Source organism: Actinomadura sp. 6K520, from assembly GCF_004349245.1.
Lineage (GTDB): Bacteria > Actinomycetota > Actinomycetes > Streptosporangiales > Streptosporangiaceae > Spirillospora.
Genome location: NZ_SMLC01000204.1, coordinates 1 through 11,339, shown reverse-complemented (window position 1 = coordinate 11,339; position 11,339 = coordinate 1). Strand labels below are relative to the sequence as shown.

Genomic DNA, 11,339 nt, shown 5'->3' with positions numbered 1-11,339 from the left:
GGCGGGAAGGCCGAGGCGCCACCGGGCGGCGGGAGCGGCGCCTGGGCCGGAGACGGTGCGGGCGGGCCGCCGCGGTGACCGCCGTGGCCGGTGCCGGAGCGGGACGGGCGCGGCAGGGCGGCGGCCTTCTCCAGCCACCGGCTGATCTTGGCGTTCCAGTCGGTCTCGGCGGCCTCGGCGTGCGGGACCTGGAAGACGCCGAACGACTCGTCCGACGGGGTGTCGCGGTCTTCGGCGCGCAGCACGAACGCCATGGTGCGGGGGCTGGCGACGAAGCTCAGCCCGACCTTCTCGATCCGTCCCCGGTAGGACGCGGGCGGGTTGAGGTGCATCTCCTGGTGGAACGGCAGCTGCTGGGAGACGCCCCGCAGCTTGGACTTCTGGAACGTGACGTTCGAGATCTGGAAGCCGAGCTGCGCGATCGCCGCGAGCACCCACTGCTGGGACTCCAGCGGCTCCACGGAGATCGGGTCGATGTCACCGGGATCGGGCTGCCCGGCCAGGTCGACCTCGGTGCACATCCCGATGGTGAAGCCGGGGAGCTCGTGGCCGAGCACCGTGGTGAACGGCAGCTCGTACGGCAGCGGGATGGAGAACGCGAGGTCGCGCTGCTGCCCGGTGTCCAGCCGGAAACCGCGGGTGAGGGCGCCCCGGTACACCTCCGGGCCGGCCGACTCGCCGCCGTAGCCGTTCTGCATGCGGGGCATGAGCGCCAGCGTCACATGCCGGACGTCCACGGACCGCGTGCCGCCGCGCAGATGCACCTTCCCGGCCACGACCCCGCCGGGTTTGCAGTTCGGCTCCGACAGGATCGTGTCGACGGACGGCCCGTCGCCCGCCATCTGCCCGTAGGACAACGGCCGTTCCCCTCTTTCGACCGCGGGGAAGTCTCCCCGCGGTGCCAGCCCGCATGGGTCGTCCCGCGCGAGTTCGCCAACGCGGGTTAGACCCACTCCACCATGCCATCGGTTCACCCGGCGAAGCGGAACAGCGGCACTTTTCCTCCGCCGGGTAACGAAAACCGCACCTGCCGACCGCCCAGGACGAACATCCCGCCATTCCCCGAACCCTGTCAATCCACCAGGTTCGGGTGCGGGCTCGGTGGGCGGTGCCGGGTGGGGCTACTCCTTGGCGGTTACGGTGACGGTCGCGTAGCCGAGTTTCTCCAGGGGGGCGCGGATCTGCTCGGCGTCGCCCACGGCGATCACGGTGAGGCCCTCGGGGTCGACGTGCTTGCGGTACGTGCGGGCGACGCCGTCGGGAGTCGAGGCGCGTACGGCGGCCAGGTAGGCGCTCGGGTAGTCGGTGCCCAGGCCGTTGGCGGACACGTCGGCCAGTTCGGCGGCGACGGCGCGGGCCGTCTCGTACTCGGCGGGTGCGCGGTCGGCCAGGGCGCGGACCGACGAGCCGTGCTCGTCGGCGCCGATGCCCTCGGACACGATGCCGCGCAGCTCGGTCAGCGCGTCGGAGACGGCGTCGGCGGTGACCTCGGTGTGGACGGCGCCCTGCGCGATGAACAGGCCGCAGTGCCGCATCCGCAGCAGGCCCGCGCGCATGCCGTAGGTGTAGCCCTTCTCCTCGCGGAGCTTCGCGTTGAGCCGGGACGTGAGCCCGCCGCCGAGCACGTGCGCGGCGACCGTCAGGGACGGCCAGTCGTGGTGGGAGCGGTCCGGGACGCCGTGCCCGAAGCTGAGGTACGTCTGCACCGAGCCCGGACGGTCGACGACGACGATCCGGGCGGCCGACTCCGGCATGATCCGGTCCGGGGTGGGGAGCGGATCGCCGGTCGCGGCCCAGCCTTCCAGGGCGGCCGTGAGCGCGCCTTCGGCGTCCACCCCGGAAAGATCACCCGCGACGACCGCGGTGGCCTCAGCGGGCACCATGGAGCCGTAGAAGGAGCGGACGTCGGCACCCTGGAGCGCCTCGACGGAGGCGCGGCTCCCGCCGGTCGGGCGGGACGCGCGGGCCTCCGGCGGGAACATCACCGCGCGCAACTCGCGCATGGCGCGCGTCCCCGGGTCGGCGTCCTCCTGGGCGATCTCCTCCAGGCGTTCGCGGACGAGGCGGCGCACGTCGCCGTCGTCCAGGGCCGGACGGCGCACGACCTCGGCGAACAGCTCCATGGCCGCGCCGAGCCGCGTCGTCGGGACGTCCAGCGCCACGCGCAGCGCGGTGAGGTCGGCGTGCGCGAAGAAGCTGGCGCCGAGGCGCTCGAAGGCGGCGGTCAGCGCGGTGCCGCCGCCCGGCTCGGTGCCCTCCGTCAGCGCGTGCGCCGCCAGCGTCGCGACGCCGTCGATGCGGCGGCCGTCGGCGCGGACCGGCTCGCGGCCGGCGCCGGCGTGCAGGACGAGCCGCACCGCGGCGAGGCGGCGGCCGGGCAGGTCGCAGCGCAGCGTCGCCGGCCCGGCCGGGACGCGGCCCTCGATACCGGCCGGGAACGCCCAGGCCGGGACGGGCCCGGGAACGGGGCGGGGCTGCAGGGACAGGCCGCTGCTCACGAGGTGCCTCCGTAGGTCAGGGCGGTGCGGGCGCCCGGTGCCAGCCAGCGGCCCGCCATCTCCTTGATCGCGTCCCCGGTGACCGCGGCGGCGCGGCCGGCGGCGGTGAAGGTCCGGGCCGGGTCGCCGAACTGCGTGGCGTTCTGGGACAGCGCGTTGGCCAGGGCCGTGACGGTCTCGGTCTGCTCCAGGAAGCCCCGCTCGGCCTGGGCCGTGGCGCGGGCGGTCTCGTCGGCGTCCGGGCCCTGCTCGGCGAACCGCTGGAGCTCCTCGTCCAGCACGGCGGCGATCTTGTCCGGATCCGGCCCGATCGCGTCCACGATCGCCAGGGACGGGCCGGACGCCAGCCGCGTCACCCCGGCCCACACCTCGGTGGCGATCTCGTCGCGGCGCACCATCCGGTCGTACAGCCGGGAGCCGGAGCCGCCGCCGAGGATCTCGACCGCGAGCTCGGCGGCCTCGATCTCGTCGCCGCCGTCGGTGGGGAGCGGGAACATCGCGAAGTAGGCGGGGGAGGGGACCTCCTCGTCGAGGGTCTCCCCGCGGACGCCGGACAGCGGCCCGAGCTCGCCGGGCCGCGCGGGCGGCTTCTCGGGGCCGGCCGGCAGCCCGCCGAAGTATCGCTCGACCGCCGCCAGCGTCGCCTCGGGATCGACGTCGCCGACGACGGACAGGACCGCGTTGCCGGGGGCGTACCAGGTGGCGAAGAAGTCCGCGCAGTCTTCGAGGGTGGTGGCGTCCAGGTCGTCCATGGAGCCGATCGGGGTGTGCGCGTAGGGGTGGCCTTCGGGGAAGGTGAGGGCGCACAGCCGCTCGAACGCCGTCCCGTAGGGCTGGTTGTCGTAGCGCTGGCGGCGCTCGTTCTTCACCACGTCGCGCTGGTTGTCGAGGTTCACCTGGGTGAGCGCCGCGGGGAGGGTGCCCATGCGGTCGGCCTCCAGCCAGAGCGCGAGCTCCAGGTGGCTGACGGGCACGGTCTCGTAGTAGTTCGTGCGCTCGAACGACGTGCTGGCGTTGAAGGCGGCGCCGGCGCTCTCCAGCAGCGCGGCGTGCTCGCCTTCGGCGACGTTCGAGGAGCCCTGGAACATCAGGTGCTCGAAGAGGTGGGCGAGCCCGGTGCGGCCGGCCCGCTCGTGCCGCGACCCCACCCCGTACCAGATGTTCACGGCGGCCAGTGGTACGACATGGTCCTCGCAGACCACCACGCGCAGGCCATTGCCGAGCGTGTGCTCATGCAGCGGCTGTTCTGCCACGGAGCGCTCCCGTCCGTTCGATGGGTCGGCTGGCGGACAGCACCGCGCGCGTCGGCGGGACGTGCCCGGGCGGCGGGCTTGATCTCGGTCTCACCGTACCGGGTACCGGCGGCCGGACGCGCGCCTCCGCGAACTGTGGACAACTCGCGCGGAGGCCGGAATGACAGAAGGTCCGGGGGCCGCGGGGAGCGGGGGGAGCAGGGTGCGCGAGGGTCAGGTGGCGGGGGACTCGTGGGCGGCGATGGCGTCCTCCAGGGAGTTGTGGAGGACGAAGATCTTGGTCAGCTGGGTGACGTGGAAGACCCGGCGAACCCGGTCGTTGACGCCCATGAACGACATCGAGCCGTCGCGGGCGCGGAGGCGATGGTAGATGCCGACCAGGACGCCGAGGCCCGTGGAGTCCAGGAACGTGACCTCGCCCAGGTCGATGACCAGGTGCGCGCCGCCGTTCTCGATGATGTCGAGCAGGGCCTCCCGCAGCCGGGGGCTGGTGAAGACGTCGATCTCACCGCTGATCTTGACGACCGTGAGGCCCTTCTCGTCGCGATGCTCGACGGCGAAGTCCACCGGTGCTCCTCTCTGCCGCTCGTCCGAACCGCGGCGCCCTGGGGGGCGGCTGTCTCGATGAGATTAGTGGGAACTCGTTTGTTACCCCTGTGGCGCGTCGTTACGCCCGCCTGACGGACGGGAGCGTTCCCCGCGTGGGGTCGGTCAGGGCGTCCGAAAGAGGGCCCACACCACTTTCCCTTGCGGAATCGCACGCCACCCCCAGCGGACACTGAACGACTCCACCAGGTGGAGGCCGCGCCCCGTCTCGGCGATGTAGTCGGGCTCCTTGCGGCGCGGCGCGGCGCGGCTCGCGTCCATGATCCCGCAGAGCAGCCACGGGGCCTGGTGGCCGATCCGGAGCCTGATGGCGGACGGCGCCGATCCCAGCGGGTCGGCCGGGTCGCCGTACACGCCCGCGCGGTGTACGCCGTCGCCCGGCCGGCCGCGGGACGGCCCCCCGCTGTGCCGCAGTGCGTTGGTGACGAGCTCCGAGACGACCAGGCCCACGTCGTCGGCGAGTTCCGGCACGCCCCATTCTGCGAGCCGGGAGATGGCGAAGTGGCGGGCCTCGGTGACCGATTCCGGATCGGGCTGGACCGTGAACGAGACCGTGGGGCCGCGCAGCTCGGTCAGCGCCGTGACGGCCGAGTCCAGGCGTGGGGGCAGGTCGGACGACTCCGGGACGGGCATGGAGCAGCCGGCATGGTCGTGCGGGTCGGCCGGCCCCACGACGGGGCCGAGCTCCAAGCGCGTGTCGTCGTGCGCGTGGCGTGACGTCATTCCAACCGGACCCCGCAGAGTGATCTCGTTGTGCAGCCTTGGCTCGGAAGTCTCGTGCGTTATCCTGCGCATCGTAGCGTGCGAATGCAAGGCCCAATGCACGTGCATCCGCGTTGTGAGGGTGTGGGGCGACGCGAATGCACGCGACCTGAACGGAGGTAACCGCAGGACACTGAGGCCAGTGGCACACTAGGTTCGCTGTCCGCCGAATAGCCGGGAGGTTGGGCGTGACTCCAGAGACGCCGGGAAGCGGGTCGACGGTTCCTGCTCGGGTCGCAGCTTCGCCGTCTGCGTGAGCAGAAGGGCGTGACCCGTCAGGACGCCGGCTACGTCATCCGCGCGTCGGAGTCGAAGATCAGCCGCCTTGAGCTCGGACGGGTCAGCTTCAAAGAACGAGACGTGGACGACCTGCTCTCGCTCTACGGCGTCAGCGACAAGACAGAACGCGAGGCGCTGCTGCAGCTTGCGCGGGAGGCCAATACCCCCGGTTGGTGGCACCGGTATAACGACGTACTGCCCGGCTGGTTCCAGACCTATGTGGGCCTGGAGGAGTCGGCGGCACTGATCCGCACATATGAACTGCAGTTCGTTCCGGGACTGCTGCAGTCGGAGGGGTATGCGCGGGCGGTGATCCGCTTGGGCAACGCCGGAGCCGCCGAACACGAGATCGACCAACGCGTGGAACTGCGGATGCAACGGCAGGAACGCCTGACGGGCGCGGACGCACCGCGCCTGTGGGCGGTGGTGGACGAGGGGGCGCTGAAGCGTCCCATCGGCGGCCCGGAGGTCATGAGGGGCCAGTTCGAGCACCTCATCGAGATGTCCAAGCTGTCGAACGTCACCATCCAGATCATGCCGTTCAGGTTCGGAGGCCACGCCGCCGAGGGAGGCGCGTTCACCATCCTGCGCTTTCCCGAGCAGGACCTGCCGGACGTGGTTTACGTAGAGAACCTCACCGGCGCGATGTACCTGGACAAGCGAGACGATGTCGACACGTACCTGCAGGCGATGGAACGCCTCTGCGTCGACAGTGCGACCCCGGAACGCACCGTCGAGCTTCTCGGTGATCTTCTCAGAGAGACATGATGCTCCAGAACTACTACGACAACGGGATGCCGGCCGCCAAACTCCAGGGGGCGCGGTGGCTGAAGTCCCGGCGAAGCAACTCCCAGGGGAACTGCGTCGAGATCGCCGAACTGCCGGGCGGGCGGATCGCGATGCGCAACTCCCGTCATCCGGACGGCCCCGCGCTGATCTACACCCGCCCCGAGATCGAGGCGCTGATCCTTGGAGCCAAGGACGGCGACTTCGACCATCTCATCGCCTCCCGCAACTGAGACGACTCCGGAAAACCGCCAAACAACCGCCACCTGACCAGCCGTGACGGGGACGCCGAAGTCCCCGGGGCGAAGTCGCGGTGGCAATCGAACCGCGGCGGGTCGGCTCCGGTGCACCGAACGTCGACCCGTCCGCCATCGAGCAGAGGCCACCCCAGGCGCGAGGGTGGCCCTCTTCCTTCCGCCGGCCCCGCCCGGCCTTCCCGCCCGGCTCAGCCGCAGTTGCCGTAGGGCGCGGACCGGCCGTTGCCGCCGAACCTGACGCACGTACCGGGTGCCTTCACGTACACCGGTCCCGCGTACCAGGTGAACTGCCCGCTGTCGGCGATGGCGCTGCCGCCCTGCTTCTGGATCCACACCGACGCGGGGGACGCCTTGCCGACGTTCTCCGTCTTCATCATGACCGCGCAGTTATAGGTGGAGCTGTTGTAGAGCAGGTAGGCGGTTCCGCCGGAGACGCTCAGGGAGCGCTGCACGTAGTAGCCGCCTCCGTGCCCGCCGCTGTTGCACACCTGCTGGGGGCTGAACTTGTTGGGCGGCTCCTTGCCGGGCTGGGTGCCGCCGTCCCCGCTCCCGCCGCCGCTTCCCCTCGTGGGCGTCGAGCCATCGGGCTGCTGCGGCGTGCCGGGCTTCTGGGACTTGTTCGGGGCCGCGGGGTTCTGGCTTTTCTGCCCCTCCGGCCGGCGGCGCTTCTCCTCCGTCGGGCTCTGGGCCTGCCCGGCCTCGCCGTTCGCCGGCCCCGCACCGCCCTGCGCCCCGTTGTCCTGGCCGGACGCGGCCACCTTCCGGTCGTCCTCGCCGTCGCCGGACCGCGTGGCGGCCCAGGCGGCGCCGCCCGCGATGACGGCGGCCACGGCGACGGCCGCCGCGACCGGGATCAGGAGACCGCGTCTCCTGCCGCCTGTCCCATGGCCGGGAGGGACCCCGGGAGGGGCCGGCGGGGGCGGGCCGTGCGGCTCCCCCTGCGGAGCAGGCTGCTCGCCGAAGGGCGGCGGCTGCGGGGCCGTGTGGTTCCCGGCGCCGGACGGGTCCGCGGCCCGGTCGGGCGGCAGGACCGCACCGGCCATCGCGGACGGGCCGGCGTGCGGGTCCGTCGAACTCGCCGGCAAGCCCGCGTGGTGCCCCGGGACCTCGGCCGCGAGCCCGGGGAACGCGGGTAGCGGCTGGACGGACGGCGCCGCCGCGGAGCCCCCGCTGGCGGCCCCGACCAGCCGTTCCTGGGCCTCGCGGGCGGTCGGTCGCTGCGCCGGCTCCTTGGCCAGGCACGCCTGGACGAGTTCGCGCATCGGGCCGGGCAGGTCGCCGAGGTCCGGCTCGGCGGTCAGGATCCGGTGCATGACCGTCGCCATCTCGTCGTTGCCGAAAGCGGGATGTCCCGTGGCGGCGAACGCCATGGTCGTGCCCCAGGCGAACATGTCGGAAGCGGTGCTGACCTCTCCGCCGGTGAAATGCTCGGGCGCCATGTAGGCGGGAGTACCGACGTTCTGCGTCTCCCCGGCCGCGCCCAGCGCGCGCGCCACGCCGAAGTCGATGACCCGTGGGCCGTCCGGCCCCATCATCACGTTGTGGGGTTTGAAGTCGCGGTGAACGATCCCGGCCTGATGGATGGCGGTGAGCGCCGTCAGGGTGCTGATGGCGAGCCGTTCCAGCGCACCGCCCCTGCGCGGCCCCTCCGTGCGCACGACATGGTGCAGGGACACGCCTGGGACGTACTCACTGACGATGTAGGGCTGGTCTCCGGCGACGTCGGCGTCCAGGACCTGTGCGGTGCAGAACCGCGCCACTCGCTTGGCGACCTCCAGCTCGCGGACGAAGCGGGCGCGGGCGGCCTCGTCCCCCGTGAGCCCGCCGTGCAGGAGCTTGATGGCGACGTGGTCCTCGGCGGCGAGGCTCGCGGATTCACCGGCGGGGCGGCCGAGGAAGACGGCGCCCTGCCCGCCCTCGCCCAGGCGGCCGAGGATCTCGTACCCGCCCAGCCTGGTCGGATCGCCCGACCGCAGTGGATGGGCATCCGGCATCGTCCTGTCCGTCACGCCACTCGCTCCCCGTCGCTTTCGGTGCGTCGTCACTTTCGGGCTCATCGGCGGGACATCGCCGCGAACACCGCGGACTTCCCGCAAGGCCCCGGACATCCCCGCAAGACTATGGACACAAGATGGTAGGTGCTCCGCCGAGCGGTCGATCTAGGCCATGGCGCCACCACCGGCAATGGGACTACAGTCCGATTTGTGCAGGGGAGAGGGCGTGCAGTGATGAACCGCGGTCCCGCCGGGAGGAGCGTCGACCTGGAGCTGATGCGGACGCCGCCGCCCAAGGAGCGCGCGGACGCCGCGCGCAACCGCGTGAAGGTCCTCGAAGCGGCCGCCGCGCTGTTCGCCCGGCACGGCGTCGAGTCGGTCTCGATGGACGCGGTCGCCACCGCCGCGGGCGTCGGCAAGGGGACCCTCTTCCGCCGGTTCGGCGACAAGGCGGGCCTGGCCGTGGCGCTCCTGGACGAACGCGAACGCGAACTCCAGGACGCGATCCTGTCCGGCCCGTCCCCGCTCGGGCCGGGCGGCGGAGACGAACCCGTCCCGCCGTCCGAACGGCTGCACGCCTTCGCCGACGCCTACCTGGACTACGTCCTGGAGCATCGGTCCCTGGTGCGCATGTCCGAGACCGCCTCGCCGGGCGCCCGGTACCGCATCGGCGCCTACGGCTTCTGGCACCGGCACGTGACGATCCTGCTCGACCAGATCGTCTCCGACGGGGACGCGCTGGCGCACGCGCTGCTCGCCGTCCTCAGCGCGGAGCACCTGACCGCGATGGTCGAGAACGTCGGTGCGGAACGCGCGCGCGCCGCCGTCCACGCTCTCTTCAACGTGGCGGGTTCCTGATTCCGGGGTGCGTCATGGAGACGACGAAGCCCCCGTGGCGGGCACGGGGGCTGTGCGGTGTCCGGCTCGGACAGGGCCGGAACGAACCGTGTCAGGCCGGGTCGGGCGTCCGCCGCTCTGGGCGCCGCGCCCGGCCGTTTCCATTGCCCGGCGGCCCCTCCTCGGCGTGGCCTCGTCGCGCGGCGCCGGCGTCGCCGCGTTCGAGCCGCGCGGCGACCATGAGGGCGCGCAGCGACGTCGTCTTCACGTTCGCGCGGGCGCTGGTGCGGGTTCTGGGGATGCTGCTCGGCAAGACCGACCTCCGTGACTCGTGGACGTTAGTTGCAACCGCAAGATTTTCCCTCGTATTCCGAGTGATCGTCAGTTTCTGGATCGGCTGGCTCCGGCCGTGGCCGGCCGCATGCGGCGCGCCCGCCGCTTGACGGCGGCGTCCCCGGTGGTCAGAGGTCCGGTGGTCAGAGGTCCGGTGGTCAGAGGTGCGGCGGTCAGAGGTGCGGCGGTCAGAGGTCCAGCGGTCGGAGGCCCCAGCGGTCAGAGGTAGAGGCCCGGTCCCTCGGCGGCCGCCTCGGGCCTGGCGGGCTGCAGGTCGTCCGCCGACAGGGTGGCCAGCTCGGACGCGTCCGACGAGTCGGTGAGCCGCTCGGACTGGGCGGCGACCGCGGCGTCGAGCAGGTTGCGCATGAGGCGCCCGTTCCCGAACGAGGGCCCGCGCGGGACGTCGCGGAGCAGCGTGCGCAGGCGCGCGGGGACGCCGGGAGCCAGGCGCAGCCCCTCGGCGGCGGCGAGATGCTCGAAGATCTGGACGAGCTCGTCGTCGGAGTAGTCCGGGAAGGCGATGTGCTTCGGGAAGCGGGAGTCGAGCCCGGAGTTCGCGGCGAGGAAGGACTCCATCTCCCGCTCGTAGCCCGCGGCGATCACGACGAGGTCGCTGCGGTACTCCTCCATGAGCTGGACGAGCGTGGAGACGGCCTCCTGGGTGTAGGAGTCGCCCGCGAGCGAGTACGCCTCGTCGATGAACAGGACGCCGCCGAGGGCCTGCTCGACGGCGGCCCGCACGCGCGGCGCCGTCTGGCCGACGTAGGAGCCGACGAGGTCCGCGCGGGCCACCTCGACGAGGTGCCCGGACGACAGCAGCCCGAGGTCGGCGTAGACGGAGGCGACGAGGCGGGCGACGGTCGTCTTGGCGGTCCCCGGGTTGCCGGTGAACACCATGTGCCGGGTCGGGACGGTGACCGGCTGCCCGGCGGCGCGGCGGAGGTCGCCGGCGCGGGCCTCGGCGGCGAGGCGGTGCACCTCCTTCTTGACGTCCGCGAGGCCGATGAGCCCGTCGAGCTCGGCGAGCGGGTCGGTGCCGGGCCGGACGCGGGTCGCGCCGCTCAGCGTGTCCGGGATGTCCGCGGCGAGCAGCGCGGACAGGTCCTCCGGGGTGGGCCTGCGCAGGGCGGTGATGCGGCGGGCCTGCAGGACGGTGGCGCGCTCGCACAGGTTGCGCATGGTGCGGGCGTTGCCGAACGAGCGGCCGCGCGGGGCGCGGCGGAGCAGGTCGGCCACCCGGTCGCGGGCGTCCGGCGCCAGGTCGAGGCCGGCGGACCGCACCTGGCCGGAGAAGATCTCGATCAGCTCGGCGTCGGAGAAGTCGGGGAACCGGACCGTGCTGGGGAAGCGGGACGCCAGGCCGGGGTCGGACGCGATGAACCGCCGCATCTCCCGCTCGTACCCGGCGACGATGACGACGAGGTCGTCCCGGTGGTTCTCCATGAACTTCAGCAGCTCGGCGATGGCCTCCGGGCCGTAGTCCTCCTCCACGCCCTCCTGGTAGAGCGAGTACGCCTCGTCGATGAACAGGACGCCGCCGAGGGCGCGCTGCACCACGTTCCGCGTCTTGACGGAGGTCTCGCCGATGTACTGGCCGACGAGCGTCGAGCGGGTCGCCTCGACGAGGTGCCCGGACGTCAGCACGCCGAGGTCCTTGAGGATGCGGGCGAACAGCCGGGCCACGACGGTCTTGCCGGTGCCGGGGTTGCCGGTGAACACCATGTGCCGGGC

11 protein-coding genes are annotated in these 11,339 nt (G+C 72.4%); 3 read left to right on the top strand and 8 right to left on the bottom strand.

Annotated elements, in window-relative coordinates; all coding sequences use genetic code 11:
- The 5 genes from E1289_RS32590 to E1289_RS32570 all read right to left on the bottom strand — a co-directional run.
- A partial coding sequence (locus E1289_RS32590) for a sporulation protein (RefSeq protein ID WP_131987143.1) occupies positions 1-857 on the bottom strand: 857 nt, incomplete at its 3' end.
- 264 nt (positions 858-1,121) lie between these two features.
- Complete coding sequence (locus tag E1289_RS32585; protein ID WP_131987141.1) at positions 1,122-2,498, bottom strand: pitrilysin family protein; 1,377 nt, start codon at positions 2,496-2,498, stop codon at positions 1,122-1,124.
- Positions 2,495-3,751 (bottom strand): pitrilysin family protein, encoded by a 1,257-nt coding sequence (locus E1289_RS32580; protein WP_131987139.1) that lies wholly within the window; start codon positions 3,749-3,751, stop codon positions 2,495-2,497. Before E1289_RS32580 ends, E1289_RS32585 begins: the two co-directional genes overlap by 4 nt.
- A gap of 213 nt (positions 3,752-3,964) precedes the next feature.
- A complete protein-coding gene (locus E1289_RS32575; RefSeq protein ID WP_131987137.1) occupies positions 3,965-4,318 on the bottom strand; it encodes an STAS domain-containing protein in 354 nt (117 codons plus the stop codon).
- A gap of 144 nt (positions 4,319-4,462) precedes the next feature.
- On the bottom strand, positions 4,463-5,080 hold the full coding sequence (locus E1289_RS32570; protein ID WP_243713299.1) for an ATP-binding protein: 618 nt from the start codon (positions 5,078-5,080) through the stop codon (positions 4,463-4,465).
- Between the two features lie 306 nt (positions 5,081-5,386).
- Here E1289_RS32570 and E1289_RS32565 point away from each other — a divergent pair, with 306 nt between their 5' ends.
- Both E1289_RS32565 and E1289_RS32560 read left to right on the top strand, forming a co-directional pair.
- Entirely contained in the window at positions 5,387-6,166 is a 780-nt protein-coding gene (locus E1289_RS32565; RefSeq protein ID WP_243713298.1) for a helix-turn-helix transcriptional regulator, read from the top strand.
- The gene (locus E1289_RS32560; protein ID WP_131987147.1) at positions 6,166-6,417 is read left to right on the top strand and encodes a DUF397 domain-containing protein; all 252 of its coding nucleotides are present in this window, start codon (positions 6,166-6,168) and stop codon (positions 6,415-6,417) included. The genes E1289_RS32565 and E1289_RS32560 overlap by 1 nt, the downstream gene beginning before the upstream one ends.
- Before the next feature lie 212 nt (positions 6,418-6,629).
- Here E1289_RS32560 and E1289_RS32555 read toward each other — a convergent pair whose 3' ends face one another.
- Entirely contained in the window at positions 6,630-8,450 is a 1,821-nt protein-coding gene (locus E1289_RS32555) for a serine/threonine-protein kinase (protein ID WP_165970702.1), read from the bottom strand.
- Between the two features lie 219 nt (positions 8,451-8,669).
- Between E1289_RS32555 and E1289_RS32550 the strand changes: the two genes are divergently transcribed.
- Positions 8,670-9,293: a TetR/AcrR family transcriptional regulator gene (locus E1289_RS32550; protein WP_207929295.1), complete on the top strand. Its 624-nt coding sequence runs from the start codon at positions 8,670-8,672 to the stop codon at positions 9,291-9,293.
- Positions 9,294-9,384: 91 nt separating this feature from the next.
- Here the strand turns inward: E1289_RS32550 and E1289_RS32545 are convergent, their stop codons facing one another.
- Together E1289_RS32545 and E1289_RS32540 are read right to left on the bottom strand one after the other, a co-directional pair.
- Entirely contained in the window at positions 9,385-9,585 is a 201-nt protein-coding gene (locus E1289_RS32545) for a hypothetical protein (RefSeq protein WP_131987130.1), read from the bottom strand.
- Positions 9,586-9,824: 239 nt separating this feature from the next.
- A partial coding sequence (locus E1289_RS32540; protein ID WP_131987128.1) for an AAA family ATPase occupies positions 9,825-11,339 on the bottom strand: 1,515 nt, incomplete at its 5' end.

Coding starts and splice junctions, on each gene's coding strand:
- E1289_RS32570 (WP_243713299.1), bottom strand. CDS start 5,080: ATGACGTCACGCCACGCGCACGACGACACGCGCTTGGAGCTCGGCCCC.
- E1289_RS32560 (WP_131987147.1), top strand. CDS start 6,166: ATGCTCCAGAACTACTACGACAACGGGATGCCGGCCGCCAAACTCCAG.
- E1289_RS32550 (WP_207929295.1), top strand. CDS start 8,670: ATGAACCGCGGTCCCGCCGGGAGGAGCGTCGACCTGGAGCTGATGCGG.